A 13,086-nucleotide genomic window follows, 5' to 3' on the forward strand; every position below is an offset into this window, starting at 1 on the left:
CTGGCAGGTCATTCCGATGCGTCCTTCGGTTCCATGCTCTGCTTTGCGAGAGCAATGGCTTCCTGGAGCACCGCATGCTCGCCGATGTGGTTGGCCAGGATCAGCACGAGGCGGCTGTTGAGCGCCGCACTGTCCTCGTCCGGCAACCCTCGATGCGCCTCGATCAGCGCACGATAGGTCTGATCCGGATCGGCCAGACGACTCTCGGTGACGAGCACGCTCATGCACGATCTCCCTCAAATCCTTTCAGGCGGCGCGAAGCGTTTTCGATCAGCGACGGAGGCGCATGACGCCAACGTGCTGCAAGATGCTGGTCGGGGCGCACGAGATAGGTGCTGCCGGGACTTGCATCGAAGCGCTGGGCGAAGAAGCCGTGCTCGTCGATGAGATCGTCACCGATGATGAGAACGCGGGAGCCCGTGGGGGGCTGAGCTCCATTCGGGATGTGCAGAATCGTCTCCTCACCGCCAATGGCTTCCAGCAGCCATATCGGCTGCCCGCTGCGGTCGCGCATCGGGGCGTCGGGAAGGGGGGCGCCGAGCCGGGCAGAGCCGGACCAGGGGTCCGCATCCGGCGTCGACAGGGGCGTGTCGTAAGTGGATGGCATCGACAGCCTGCCTGAGTTCACCATCCGCTTGGCAAAGGGAGCATGGCGCGCGAGCGACAGGGTCGCATCGCGGAACCGAAGCTCCTGCGCCGAGCGTGGTGCGATGAAGTCGGTCGAGCGGGTCGAGTGGCCGATATTCTCATCGGCCGCGGCGGAGCGTTCGATGTCGTAGGACTCGATCAGGCGCTCCGGCGCCTCGCCGTTGATGATGAAGGCGAGCTTCCACGCCAGATTGTCCGCATCCTGAATGCCGGAATTCGCGCCTCGCGCGCCGAAGGGCGAGACCTGGTGGGCTGCGTCCCCGACGAAGACCACGCGGCCATGCACGAAGCGCTCCAGGCGGCGGCACTGGAAGGTGTAGACCGAGACCCACTCAAGCGAGAAGTCGTCGTGGCCCAGCATCTGCCTGAGGCGCGGCATCACACGCTCGGGCGTCTGCTCGGCCTTCACGTCCGCATCCGGTCCTAACTGCAGGTCGATGCGCCAGACGTCGTCAGGCTGCTTGTGCAGGAGGGCGGAGTGGCCGTCATGGAAGGGCGGGTCGAACCAGAACCAGCGCTCGGAAGGAAAGCTGCCCTTCATCCTCACGTCTGCGATGAGAAAGCGGTCTTCGAACACTTCTCCCTTGAACTCCAGCCCAAGCATCGTGCGCAAGGCGGAGCGCGCGCCATCGGCCGCCACGACCCACTCGGCGTCGAGATCGTAGGGGCCCTCAGGCGTCTCGACCGTGAGCGTCGCGCCATCGTTGCGGCGCTTCAGGTCGACGACCTTGTTGCGCCAGCGGATCTCAAGATACGGGAGCGCAGCAGCACGCTCGACGAGGGCATGTTCCAGATAATATTGCTGCAGGTTGATGAAGGCCGGCATCTTGTGGCCGTCCTCGGGCAGAAGGTCGAAGGCATAGAGCAGATCGTTGTTCTGGAAGACCTTGCCGATCTTCCAGGTCACCCCTTTCTCAAGGCAGGGATGCGCCGCGCCGAGTCGGTCCAGGATTTCGAGGGTGCGCTTGGCATAGCAGATGCCGCGCGAGCCCTCGCCGATCCGGTCCGCATCGTCGAGAAGCACCACGGGAATGCCCCGCTGCGCGAGGTCGATGGCCGTGCAGAGCCCCACAGGACCGGCACCCACGACCACCACGGGGTGCTGGGCCGGGGAGGGGCGATCCTGATCAGGGCAGCGGCGGTAGCCGAACTGATAGAGGACCTTGCGGGTGTTCATGGCGCCTCTCTTCCCTCTGTCCCGTTCCCGGCGTCAGCTCTGAAGCGCCGCCCACATCTCGCGGTCTCGCTCGGCCGTCCAGATGACGGGATGATCGATGCCGGAGGCTTCGTCGAAGGCGCGGGAGACGTTGAAGGGAAGGCAGTGCTCATAGATGGCGAAGTCTCCGAACTTCGGGTCCATGACCTCGCGGGTGGCCGCAAAGGTTTCCTTCAGCGAGCGCCCGCGCGCCGCCGACAGTTCAGCCGCCCCGTAGAGGGTCGTGACGAAGTCGCGGGTCATGGCCGCTGCCTCGCGGACCTGCTGGCTGCCGCGCAGGGCATCGCCACGCCCGGGCGCAATGGCCTGCGGCTGGAAGTCCAGAATGGCATCGAGGGTCAGCGGCCATTCGCGCAGGTAGGCATCGCCGCAATAGCAGGCCGAGTGATACTCGACGAGATCGCCGGTGAACATTACTTCCGCATCCGGCACCCAGGCCACGATGTCGCCCGCCGTGTGGCCGGCGCCGAGATGGAACAGCTTCACCTCGCGCTTGCCCAGAAACACCGACATGCCGCTCTCGAAGGTGAGGGTGGGCCAGGTGAGGCCGTGTGGGATGCTGTTCTCGCCCCTGAACAGGCGCGGAAAGCGCCCGATCTCGGACGCCTTGTCCTGCTCGCCGCGCTCGACGATGAGATCGTAGGTAGCGTTCGAAGCAATGATGCCTTGCGCGTTGTAGGCCGAGGCGCCGAGAACGCGGACTGCATGGTAGTGCGAGAGCACCACGTACTTGATCGGCTTGTCGGTCACGGAGCGCACGCGGGCGATCACATCCTCGGCCATCATGGGAGTGGCCTGTGCGTCGATCACCATGCAGCCGTCATCGCCGACGATGATCCCGGAATTGGGATCTCCTTGAGCGGTATAGGCGTAAAGATCCGGTCCGATCTCCGTGAAGGACACCGTCTTGTCGGCCATATCTCCCGTCGAGGCGAAAGCCTTTTCACTCATGTGCTTCTCCCGCTGGCCGCGGTCCTTCTTCCGTCGCTGAGTGAGACGGTCAAACGACCAAAGGCGCTGTTTGCGAGCAGGTTAAACCCGATCCTGCGACCGTCAAGTTCACAAGCCTCAGGACGGGAGGGATCATCAGCGCAGATTGAAACGCAGCGGTACCGAGATGGTGAATTGCTGCTGGGGGAGAGCCGCTGGTGCGGGAGGAAGGGATGAGCCCGGACTCGCTGCCGCGCGCGCTGCCTGGTCGAGAGCCGGATGTCCGGCGCTTTGCACCAAGGTGGAACTGACGATGCGCCCGGATCGATCCATGGTGAAGCGCAGGGTCGCAACGCCGCCGACTCCCTGGCTACGGGCGACATCCGGGTAGCGCAGGCGATTCCGCAAGGCTGCGGCGAGACTTGCCACATACCGGTTGAGCACGGTCGGATCGGCCGAGGCCGCAGCGCCGCCCGTGTTCTCGCGCGAAGAGGAGGCCTGGCCCTGGTGCGCTTCGGACGGCGGCTGCGCGACAGTCCGCCGTGGAGGAGGTTTCCGCTCCACGGGCTTAAGTTGCTGCTTCTTCTCGGGTCTCGGTTGAGGCTTCGGCGAAGGTGGCTGCTCAACGGGCTTTGCGACAATCATCTCGGGTGGGGGAAGAGCCACGACAGACTCAGGCTCCATCGCCATCTCTGCATCGACCGCAGGCACTTCCGTCGTGTCTTGAGGTTCAAGGAGTTCAGCCGCTTCCTCAGGCTGCTCGGCCGTCACTTCTTCGGGCGGCAGAGTCGCGATGGATTCCGGCTCCAGCGGTACCGGTTCTGATTCCCCAGGGGGCGCTGCAACTGCGGACATCTCCGCAGGCGCGACGGACACTGCCTCCTCCATGGCGGGAGCGAGATCGATGGTGATCTCCTGCTCGCCAGGGGTGGTGTCCATCTTGCTGGATGGCCAGAGCGTCATCGCTCCCAGAACGGCTCCGTGCAGGGCAAGCGCCGTGAGGAAGGCAGTTCCGAGCCGGCTTTGCTCCTGCGTCGAACGGATGCTTCGTGCGGACATCGCGCTTGTTTCAGGTTCTACCGGGCCGGTGTCCCGCTCGGCGCCTGGGCGATGAGCGAGACCTTGCTGAAGCCCGCTGCACTCACTTGCCCCATGATCTCGACAATGCGTCCATAGGGAACAGCCCTGTCTCCGCGCACCAGCACAACCTGAGCTGGATCGGCGCTCGCAAGCGCCTTGAGCTTCGGCATCATCCCATCCGGCGTGAGCGGCTCCTTGTCGAGAAACGGCTGGCCCTGCGCGTCGATGCTGATCACGACCGGTTGCTTCGGCTGCGACACCTTCGCGGCTGCCGTTTTCGGCAGGTTCACCGGCACGCCGACCGTCATGAGAGGGGCTGCCACCATGAAGATGATGAGCAGCACGAGCATCACGTCGACAAGCGGCGTGACATTGATCTCGGACAGAGGGGCAATGCCGAACTCGTCATTCGGTTCGCTGGTGCGGAGCGGTCCCACGCCCATTATTCGGCGGCCTCTGCGCGCAGATGGGGCTTGCGGTCGCGTGCGAGCCGATCGCCGAGCGCTGTGATGCCCGCAGTGAAGGATTGCTGCAGGCGCCCGAGATCGGTGGTGAGCTTGTTGTAGGCGATCACGGCCGGAATGGCGGCGACGAGACCGATGGCTGTTGCAAACAGGGCCTCGGCGATGCCGGGAGCGACCACCGCAAGGCTGGTGTCCTGGCTTGCCGCGATGGCGGAGAACGCGTTCATGATGCCCCAGACAGTGCCGAACAGACCGATGAAGGGCGCCGCCGACCCGATGGTGGCCAGAAACGGCAATCCCACCTGAAGCTGACGCATGTCGGCGGACAGCGCAGCGCGCATGGCCCGCTCGATCCGCTCCCGCCGCTCCGCACGGCTCTCCGACGGGTCCTGATCGCGCCATGCGTCCTGGCCGGCGGCAACGATGCGCCCTGTGGTTCCGGCAGGTTGCGGGTGAAGCCTCTCGGTCGAACGGGCAACTGTTTCGAAGCTGCGCGCCTGATGGCGGGCGTTCCTGAAGCGCAGAAGCTTTTCGACCATGATCGTCCAGCATCCGAGCGACGCCAGGACGAGCAGGATCATGACCCCTTTGACGATCGGGTCGGCCTGCAGGAACAGGCCGAGGAATGAAAGATCGTGCAGCGTGGCGGGTACGATGTCGTTCATCACAGCAATCTCATTTCGTGAATGAAACGGTGTCGATCTTGGAGGAGGTCTCCACAGCGGACAGGCACTCCTCCCGTGAACTCGCAGCGCGCTCGCATGTCATGACGTCATTGAGGAGAACGCGCCCGAACCGGGAGCAGCTCAAGCCTGGAAAATCGAACAGCTTGATGAGGGTCTTGCGGCCGGGCACCGGACCGACTTCGACCGCCAGCCTCCTGGCCGCGACACCGTCCGTATCGAGGGCAAACAGATCGAGCTTCAGCGAGCGCCAGCTCTCGCCCTTCTGATTGTCGATCAGGAAATAGGTTCGGCAGTTCTCGCCCGCAGTCTCGATCTTGTTCAGCTCGATCCGCAGAGGCGATGCACGATCCTGAGCCAGAGCCGCTCCGCTGAAGGGGAGGAGCAGGGCGAGGCATGCCCATATGCCCGCTGTCGAATAGCCAGGGTCATTCCACGTGCTTGCCCTCATGAACCCTTCCTCCTCGTTCGTATGGACGAGCGCGCAGATGCGCAGCCTCACTGATGCGAGAGAAAACACCGGCGTCCCTGTGGCTCGCCGCTGTGGGCTCATGCCTGAGACCAGCGAAACGTCTCACGGGACAGTCAGATGAGATATCTGGAAGAAGTTATTCAAATCAAGGGCTTATGCAAAAATCAGAGGCGTTCTAAAACAACCGCTACCCTGTTGAGAACGGGAGCAATTTCGCTTCTTTAAAAACCGTTCAAAGTAAATTTTTTCCATTTTCGGTGGCGTCAGCTCTGCTGGAGACCTCTCATCCACGCTCCGACACGCATCATCCGTGTTTCACAAAAATACCATGTTGGACATGAACAAGGGATTGAACCGGCACATTGTATCAAGGAGTTGCAGCGTGGGTTTAAAAGGTCACGACAAGCCCTTTCCCGCTTGGTATCCATACGCTTTCGTCGGCGGGATCGCTGCTCTCGCAACGGCGCTTTATGTGCTGGGCTGATGCCGCTTCGCGGCAGTCCGAACGGTGCAAGACAGGCGCTTCGCCCGCATCCGTTGAACATCTCTGCTTTTGGTGATGAGTTTCGTGGGCTCGTTAGGCTCCTGACACTGCATCCCAAAGCGAAGCGAGGCAGTACATCCGTGCCCCGTTCACTTTTGGGAGAGTGTTGATCCTTCTGGTGGATCAGCCCGGCCATACTGGCCGGGATATGGTTAACACATCGTTAAAAGATGCTTCCCTAAGGGAAGAAACATCAATTAACGACCGGGATGCCGCACTCCCGATGCCTGCCAGGCAAGAAGTGGGGCATTCGCCTGCGGGAGCATTCTTCCCCGCTCACATCACAGCGCCCACCTGCCAGGGAACGAACTCAAGGTCGCCGTAGCCGAGTTCCTCGGACTTCGTGGGCACTCCGGAGGCGACCTTCAGCAGAATATCGAAGATCTCCTGGCCCTTCTCTTCCAGGGAGACGCCATCGAGGATGTCGCCGCAATTGATGTCCATGTCGTCGATCATGCGGCGGTAGATGTCGGAGTTGGTGGCGAGCTTGAGGGATGGCGCAGGCTTGCACCCGAAAGCGGATCCTCGCCCCGTGGTGAAGGCGATCAGGTTGGCCCCGCCGGCTACCTGGCCGGTTGCGGCGACAGGATCGTAGCCGGGCGTGTCCATGTAAACGAAGCCGTGATCCTTCACCTGCTCGGCATATTCGTACACGGCCTGAAGCGTGGAGCGTCCGCCTTTGGCGGTTGCTCCCAGGGACTTCTCGAGGATCGTCGTCAGGCCGCCTGCCTTGTTGCCCGGTGACGGGTTGTTGTTCATCTCGCCGCCGTTGCGTTCCGTGTAGGCCTCCCACCATCTGATCCGTGCGACGAGCTTTTCACCGACCTCCCGGGTTGCGGCGCGGCGGGTGAGCAGATGCTCCGCGCCGTAGATCTCCGGCGTCTCTGACAGGATGGATGTTCCGCCGTGCCGCACGAGCAGATCGGAGGCGACGCCCAGGGCCGGATTGGCCGTGAGGGCGGAATAGCCGTCCGAGCCGCCACATTGAAGAGCCAAGACCAGTTCCGAGGCAGGCCGTGTCTCCCGCTGCGCCTTCGCGACAACCGGGAGCATGGCCTTCACGGCATCGGCGATGGCCTGCACGGTCTTTCGCGTGCCGCCTGTCTCCTGGATCGTCAAGGTGCGGAACGTGTCCGTCTCCGAGAGACCGTATTCCTGTTTCATCCGTCCGATCTGGAACACCTCGCAACCCAGGCCGACCATGATCACGCCGGCGAAATTGGGATGGCTGGCATAGCCCCATTGCGTGCGGCGCAGGATCTCGAATCCCTCGCCATAGGCCGCATGGCCGCAGCCCGTGCCGTGAACGATGGCAACGATGCCGTCGATCCCGGGATAGTCGCGCAGGATGCCGGAGCGCTCCACCTCAGCGGCGGCGAAGCGGGCCACGGAGGCCGAGCAGTTCACGGATGTGAGAATGCCGATGTAGTTGCGGGTTCCGGTCTTGCCCGAGGCGCGCCGGTATCCCTGGAAGGTCGCCTGCAGTTCCGGCGGAAGCAGGTCGTCGTCTCTTGCATCGGCGCAGAAGGCATAATCCCGCTCGAAATCATGCAGTCCCACATTGTGCTCATGCACCCACTCGCCCGGTGCGATGTGGGTTTTGGCGAAGCCGATGATCTGGCCGAACTTTCGGATCGGCTCTCCTTCCCGGATCGGCTCCACGGCCATCTTGTGGCCGCGCAGGATACGCTCGCGGGCCGTCAGGCCGGCAGCGTCGGCACCCTGGTTCACGAGATCGATGGCGATGACTACGTTGTCATCGGGGGAAAGGCGAATGGTGCGTGGGGTGTTCATGGCAATCACTTTTCACAATCAAAGGTAGCCGAGTTCCTTCAGGAACTGCGGCAGCCAAAGGACGGTTTCAGGGACGAATGTGATGAGGAGAAGAACGATGACCAAGGGTACCAGCCACGGCGCGCAGGCCTTCATGCACTCCTCGAAGGAAATCTTTGCGACTCTCGTCAGCACGTAGAGAACCATGCCGACGGGCGGCGTCAGAAGTCCGATCATCAGGTTCAGAACCATGACGATGCCGAAGTGCACCGGATCGATTCCGAGCTTGATGGCCACCGGGAGCAGCACCGGCGTGAGGATCGTGATGGCCGCGATGGTTTCCATGAAGCAGCCGACGACCACCAGGAACACGTTGACGAGGATCAGGAAGGTGATCGGATCGGCCGCATAGGTGATGATCCACTCACCGAGGGCGTCGGTGGTGCGTGTGGTGGTCAGCACCCAGCCGAAGATCGACGCTCCTGCCACGATGAAGAGCACGACGGCGGTCGTCTCGATCGTGTCCATCGTCACGCGGATGAACTGGCGCAGGCTCAGGACAGAATAGCGGGGCCGCTGCCCACGGGCGCTCAGCATCAGGTTGAAGCTGCGATGGATCACGGTGGAGAGGAGCAGAGCATAGGCGCACGCGAAGACCGCCGCCTCCGTGGGCGTGAACAGGCCGAAGCTCATGCCGCCGATGATGATGGCCGGCGTCAGGAGCGGCAGGAAGGCATTCAGGAACGACCTGCCGAGACGCCCGAGCTCGAACCGCGCATCCCGCCCGATGCCGTAGTGGTGCGCATAGAGGGCCACCGTGGCCGACATGAAGAACGCCATGATCAGGCCGGGCAGGATGCCGGCCACGAAGAGCGCGTTGATCGAGGCATTGGCGACGACGCCATAGATCACGAGAGGCAGGGACGGCGGGATGATCGGCCCGATGGTCGATGAGGCGGCGGTGAGGCCCACGGCGAACTTCGTGTCGTAGCCGTGGTCGCGCATGGCCTTGATCTCGATGGTCCCGATGCCGCCCGCATCGGCCACAGCGGTTCCCGACATTCCGGCGAAGATGACGGAGCCCGCCACGTTCACGTGGCCCAGGCCGCCCCTCAGCCAGCCCACGGCGGCAACGGCGAAATCGTAGATCTGCTTGGTGATGCCGGCGGAGTTCATCAGGTTGCCGGCCATGATGAAGAACGGCACCGCCAGCAGCGGAAAGGAGTCGACGCCGTTCACCATGCGGTGGATCACGGTGATCACCGGGGTGGTGACTTCGCCTGTCAGGTTGCCGACGAAGAGGAACAGGAGCGAGGATCCGGCCAGCGCCACGGCAATCGGCACGCCGATGACGATCATGACGAGGAGCGCGACGAGCATCAGGGTGATGAGCATAGGGGTCTCCGCCGTCAGTCGATTGTCAGGACATGAGGAGCATCTGCCTCACGTCGGCGGAGGCGCCGCAGGAACCGCAGGGTCGCATGGATGGTCACCCCGATCAGGGCTGCGGAAACCGCCCAGTAGATGTAGCTCTTCGGAATGTCGATAGACACCATGTAGCCCGGAGCAAGCGCGCCGAGCTGATAGGCGTACCAGGCCATGGCGCCGCAGAAGAGAGCCACGAGCCCGTCCACGGCAACGAGGGTCCAGTGCCTGGCCGCGCGGGGAAGATAGAGCAGAAGGGCTTCGACAGCGATGTGCGTGCCCTTGCGCATGGCCGTCACCGATCCCACGAAGGTGATCAGGATCAGGAAATACCGGGCGATCTCCTCCGTCCATCCCAGCGAGTTGTTCAGCACATACCGCGTGAAGAACTGCAGGAAGACGATTCCGAACAGGATCCAGAAGATCGCGAAGACCAGCGCATCCGACCATCGCAGGTCGGAGAGGTCCACGTGCGCCTCCTCCTCCTGCCATTGCTCGAACAGCTCATCCATATCCCGGTGAACGTCCTCCGGCGGAGCGGCATTGCTCCTCGTTTCAGTCACGGCGGGAGCCTGGGTGTTCTGGATTGCGGGCATGCGGTCCGGCTTTTCTCAATGAGAAGCGTGAGGCTCTCTCCACGGGGAAGAGAGCCTCGGCTGTCGCGCTAGTTGGTGGTCGCCTTGATGGCCTGCAGACGGTCGTAGACCGCTTTGTCCCAGGTGGCGTCCGGCCCCATGTGCATCTTGACCACGGCTTCACGGAATGGCGCGCGATCCACCGCCACCACGTTCTTGCCCTGGCCCTTGAACCACTCGACCAGCTCCTTCTCCATCTTGGCGATGTCGTCGGTGCACTTGTCGGCCGCCTCCTGCAGGATCTCGGTCAGCGCCTTCTGCTCGTCCGCCGACATGCGCTTCATCGTTCCGCCGGACACGATGGTGAGAAGGGCATCCGTGATGTGCCCGGTCAGCACGATGTTCTTCTGAACCTCGTGGAACTTCTTGGCCTGGATGGTGACCAGCGGGTTCTCCTGCGCGTCGACCACGCCTTGCGAGAGCGCCAGATATACCTCGGCGAAGGCGATCGGCGTCGGGTTGGCCCCGACGGCTCTCGGGAACATGGTGTAGAGCGGCGCATCGGGCACGCGGATCTTCACGCCCTTCATGTCCTCGGGCTTGGCGATGTCCTTGTTCGCCGTCACGTGCCGCTCGCCGTAATAGGTGAGGCTCACGACCTGGTGGCCGGTCTTCTTCTCGTATCCCTGGCCGAGCTCCTTGAAGAGATCGGATTTCCGGAAGGCGTTCCAGTGGCCGAAGTCGCGGAACATGTACGGAGCGCCGCCGATGGCGACCGGCCCATGGGCACGTCCGGCGAAGAGCTGGCCGGTATAGATGATGTCGACCGTGCCGAGGGACAGGCCCTCGTTGATGTCGCTCTCCTTGCCGAGGGACGAGGCCGGGAAGACCTCGATCGTGTACTTGCCGTTGGTCCGCTTCTTGAGCTCCTCACCGGCCCAGAGGGCCCATTTGTGATAGGGCTCGGAGGTCTCGTAGACGTGGGCCCACTTGAGTTTGGTTTGGGCGCTTGCCGGCAGGGCGGGAAGCGTGACGGCTGCGGCGGCGATGAGGCCGAAGGCTAGGCGGCGAGTCAAAGATGGCATAGGCGTTCCTCCGAAATAGCCCGGCTCTCCGGCCGGCTCATGATGATCGACGAGCGATGCGCTCGCCGGAGGCACCCGACAAGCTTGTGGCTTTCGCCCATCGGTTGGGCTAACATGTTAGGCATATGGACGCGTTCGACAAGAGAAAATACTACCAATTCCTAACTCCCTTGGAGCGAGGGCCGCGGGGGAATACGACCGAGCAGGTCGAGCGCTCGCTTCGGTCGGCCATCGTCGGTCTCGATTTCGAGCCAGGCGAGTTCATCGACAAGGGAGCTGTTTGCGCTGCCCTCGGGGTCTCCCGGTTTCCCGTCTCGGAGGCCCTCGCGCGCCTCGCGACAGAGGGGCTCGTCGAGATCCTGCCCCAGCGTGGCAGCCGCGCTGCACGCATTCGCCTTTCGGAAATCAAGGAATCGATGCTGATCCGTCAGGCCCTTGAATGCATGGTGGCGGAAAAGGCAGCCGAGCACCTGTCGGCGGCCGATCTGGAAGCGTTGCGTGAAAACCTGCACGCCCAGCAGGAGGCCGTCGGGCGAGGGGATCGCCCCGGCTTCTATGCCCTGGACCTCACGTTCCATACGATTCTGGTCGAAGGACTGAACCTGCCCCGCGTGGCGGCCGTGATCGATGCGTCCCGGGCCAATATCGACCGGGTGCGCCGGCTGCTCTCGTCGCCTCGCCGCCATGCAGTGACCCTGGCCGAACATCGCGAGCTCTTCCACGCGCTCGAGACCCGCGACCCGCGAGCGGCCCAAAAGGCCATGGCGGCCCATCTCGAAGCCGTCATGGAGGAGCTGGGGCGCTTCTCGGCCGAACATGCGGATGTGTTCGTGCATACCTGACGGTCGACAGCCTGGGTAATGGGAGGCTCTTTCCCCAGGCCTTATTTCCACCTCGTTGCACCTATGGCCGGATGGTGTTTCTTTCCTAGTTCTCTCCGGAGGAGAACGACAAATCATGACGACTGACGCACCTCTGTCCCTTCACGTGCCGGAACCGGCCGTTCGTCCGGGGGGAGCCCCGGATTTCTCGAATGTCAAAATTCCCAAGGCAGGAGCCGTCCCTAGGCCGAACATCGATGTCGATCCGGAGACCGTCCGGGATCTCGCGTTCTCGATCATTCGCGTTCTGAACCGCAATGGCGAGGCTGTCGGCCCGTGGGCAGGCCTGCTCAGCGACGAGGAGTTGATCGAGGGCATGCGCCACATGATGACGCTGCGCACCTTCGACGCCAGGATGCTGATTGCCCAGCGCCAGGGCAAGACGTCCTTTTACATGCAGCACCTCGGCGAGGAGGCGATCAGCTGCGCCTTCCGCAAGGCGCTCTCCCGCGGCGACATGAATTTTCCGACCTATCGCCAGGCCGGCCTCCTGATCGCGGACGGCTATCCCATGGTCGACATGATGTGTCAGGTTTATTCCAACGCGCGCGATCCATTGAAGGGGCGCCAGCTGCCCGTCATGTACAGCTCCAAGGAGCATGGGTTCTTCACGATCTCCGGCAACCTCGCGACGCAGTACATCCAGGCCGTCGGCTGGGCGATGGCATCGGCGATCCGCAACGACAATAAGATCGCCGCAGCATGGATCGGCGACGGATCAACGGCCGAGTCCGATTTCCATGCCGCGCTCGTCTTCGCCTCCACCTACAAGGCGCCCGTCGTTCTCAACATCGTCAACAACCAGTGGGCGATCTCGACCTTCCAGGGCATTGCGCGCGGGGGCTCGGGCACCTTTGCGGCCAGAGGCCTGGGCTTCGGCATTCCATCGCTCAGAGTCGACGGCAACGATTATCTTGCCGTCTATGCCGTGGCGAAATGGGCCGTCGAGCGGGCCCGCCGCAATCTCGGGCCAACGCTTGTCGAATACGTCACCTACCGGGCCGGGGCACATTCCACGTCCGACGATCCGTCGGCCTATCGACCGAAGACCGAGTCCGACGCCTGGCCCCTCGGCGATCCGATCATCCGCCTGAAGAACCATCTGATCGTGCGGGGCGTCTGGTCCGAGGAGCGTCACAAGCAGGCCGAGGCCGAGATTCTCGATACTGTGATCGCCGCCCAGAAGGAGGCGGAGAGCTACGGCACGCTGCATGCGGGCGGAAAGCCCTCCGCGCGCGACATGTTCGACGGCGTCTATGCCGAGATGCCGCCTCATCTGCGGCGGCAGCGTCAGCAGGCGGGGGTCTGAT

The 13,086-nt window shown here is 63.2% G+C and carries 13 protein-coding genes; 2 read left to right on the forward strand and 11 right to left on the reverse strand.

Going from position 1 to position 13,086, the window contains the following annotated elements; genetic code table 11:
- Nucleotides 1–8: 8 nt before the first annotated feature.
- The 11 genes from MA07_RS25980 to MA07_RS26030 form a co-directional block, all read right to left on the reverse strand.
- On the reverse strand, nucleotides 9–224 hold the full coding sequence (locus MA07_RS25980) for a DUF2783 domain-containing protein (RefSeq protein ID WP_036358983.1): 216 nt from the start codon (nucleotides 222–224) through the stop codon (nucleotides 9–11).
- A complete protein-coding gene (locus tag MA07_RS25985; RefSeq protein WP_036358986.1) occupies nucleotides 221–1,825 on the reverse strand; it encodes an FAD-dependent oxidoreductase in 1,605 nt (534 codons plus the stop codon). The genes MA07_RS25980 and MA07_RS25985 overlap by 4 nt, the downstream gene beginning before the upstream one ends.
- Nucleotides 1,826–1,858: 33 nt before the next feature.
- The gene (locus MA07_RS25990; protein WP_036358989.1) at nucleotides 1,859–2,815 is read right to left on the reverse strand and encodes an MBL fold metallo-hydrolase; all 957 of its coding nucleotides are present in this window, start codon (nucleotides 2,813–2,815) and stop codon (nucleotides 1,859–1,861) included.
- A gap of 135 nt (nucleotides 2,816–2,950) precedes the next feature.
- Complete coding sequence (locus tag MA07_RS25995; protein WP_036358991.1) at nucleotides 2,951–3,853, reverse strand: TonB family protein; 903 nt, start codon at nucleotides 3,851–3,853, stop codon at nucleotides 2,951–2,953.
- 17 nt (nucleotides 3,854–3,870) lie between these two features.
- Entirely contained in the window at nucleotides 3,871–4,317 is a 447-nt protein-coding gene (gene tolR, locus MA07_RS26000; RefSeq protein WP_036358995.1) for a protein TolR, read from the reverse strand.
- A complete protein-coding gene (locus MA07_RS26005; protein ID WP_036358998.1) occupies nucleotides 4,317–5,003 on the reverse strand; it encodes a MotA/TolQ/ExbB proton channel family protein in 687 nt (228 codons plus the stop codon). Before MA07_RS26005 ends, tolR begins: the two co-directional genes overlap by 1 nt.
- Nucleotides 5,004–5,013: 10 nt before the next feature.
- The gene (locus MA07_RS26010) at nucleotides 5,014–5,472 is read right to left on the reverse strand and encodes a hypothetical protein (protein WP_036359000.1); all 459 of its coding nucleotides are present in this window, start codon (nucleotides 5,470–5,472) and stop codon (nucleotides 5,014–5,016) included.
- 841 nt (nucleotides 5,473–6,313) lie between these two features.
- On the reverse strand, nucleotides 6,314–7,831 hold the full coding sequence (locus MA07_RS26015; RefSeq protein ID WP_036359002.1) for an altronate dehydratase family protein: 1,518 nt from the start codon (nucleotides 7,829–7,831) through the stop codon (nucleotides 6,314–6,316).
- An 18-nt stretch (nucleotides 7,832–7,849) separates the two neighbouring features.
- A complete protein-coding gene (locus MA07_RS26020; RefSeq protein ID WP_200879436.1) occupies nucleotides 7,850–9,199 on the reverse strand; it encodes a TRAP transporter large permease in 1,350 nt (449 codons plus the stop codon).
- Between the two features lie 20 nt (nucleotides 9,200–9,219).
- The gene (locus tag MA07_RS26025) at nucleotides 9,220–9,831 is read right to left on the reverse strand and encodes a TRAP transporter small permease (protein WP_052003540.1); all 612 of its coding nucleotides are present in this window, start codon (nucleotides 9,829–9,831) and stop codon (nucleotides 9,220–9,222) included.
- Between the two features lie 68 nt (nucleotides 9,832–9,899).
- Complete coding sequence (locus MA07_RS26030; protein ID WP_200879437.1) at nucleotides 9,900–10,886, reverse strand: sialic acid TRAP transporter substrate-binding protein SiaP; 987 nt, start codon at nucleotides 10,884–10,886, stop codon at nucleotides 9,900–9,902.
- A gap of 134 nt (nucleotides 10,887–11,020) precedes the next feature.
- On the opposite strand from MA07_RS26030, the gene MA07_RS26035 reads away from it, so the two are divergent.
- Both MA07_RS26035 and MA07_RS26040 read left to right on the forward strand, forming a co-directional pair.
- Nucleotides 11,021–11,737: a GntR family transcriptional regulator gene (locus MA07_RS26035; RefSeq protein ID WP_036359011.1), complete on the forward strand. Its 717-nt coding sequence runs from the start codon at nucleotides 11,021–11,023 to the stop codon at nucleotides 11,735–11,737.
- 115 nt (nucleotides 11,738–11,852) lie between these two features.
- Entirely contained in the window at nucleotides 11,853–13,085 is a 1,233-nt protein-coding gene (locus tag MA07_RS26040; RefSeq protein ID WP_036359014.1) for a 3-methyl-2-oxobutanoate dehydrogenase (2-methylpropanoyl-transferring) subunit alpha, read from the forward strand.
- Nucleotide 13,086: the final 1 nt, after the last annotated feature.

The sequence above is a fragment of the Microvirga sp. BSC39 genome, assembly GCF_000739015.1.
Taxonomy (GTDB): Bacteria; Pseudomonadota; Alphaproteobacteria; order Rhizobiales; family Beijerinckiaceae; genus Microvirga.

What these genes read in the sequence shown, in the direction of transcription:
- MA07_RS26040 (WP_036359014.1), top strand. Translation starts at nt 11,853, where the DNA reads ATGACGACTGACGCACCTCTGTCCCTTCACGTGCCGGAACCGGCCGTT.
- tolR (WP_036358995.1), bottom strand. Translation starts at nt 4,317, where the DNA reads ATGGGCGTGGGACCGCTCCGCACCAGCGAACCGAATGACGAGTTCGGC.
- MA07_RS25990 (WP_036358989.1), bottom strand. Translation starts at nt 2,815, where the DNA reads ATGAGTGAAAAGGCTTTCGCCTCGACGGGAGATATGGCCGACAAGACG.
- MA07_RS26005 (WP_036358998.1), bottom strand. Translation starts at nt 5,003, where the DNA reads ATGAACGACATCGTACCCGCCACGCTGCACGATCTTTCATTCCTCGGC.
- MA07_RS25985 (WP_036358986.1), bottom strand. Translation starts at nt 1,825, where the DNA reads ATGAACACCCGCAAGGTCCTCTATCAGTTCGGCTACCGCCGCTGCCCT.
- MA07_RS25995 (WP_036358991.1), bottom strand. Translation starts at nt 3,853, where the DNA reads ATGTCCGCACGAAGCATCCGTTCGACGCAGGAGCAAAGCCGGCTCGGA.
- MA07_RS26035 (WP_036359011.1), top strand. Translation starts at nt 11,021, where the DNA reads ATGGACGCGTTCGACAAGAGAAAATACTACCAATTCCTAACTCCCTTG.
- MA07_RS26010 (WP_036359000.1), bottom strand. Translation starts at nt 5,472, where the DNA reads ATGAGGGCAAGCACGTGGAATGACCCTGGCTATTCGACAGCGGGCATA.
- MA07_RS25980 (WP_036358983.1), bottom strand. Translation starts at nt 224, where the DNA reads ATGAGCGTGCTCGTCACCGAGAGTCGTCTGGCCGATCCGGATCAGACC.
- MA07_RS26015 (WP_036359002.1), bottom strand. Translation starts at nt 7,831, where the DNA reads ATGAACACCCCACGCACCATTCGCCTTTCCCCCGATGACAACGTAGTC.
- MA07_RS26025 (WP_052003540.1), bottom strand. Translation starts at nt 9,831, where the DNA reads ATGCCCGCAATCCAGAACACCCAGGCTCCCGCCGTGACTGAAACGAGG.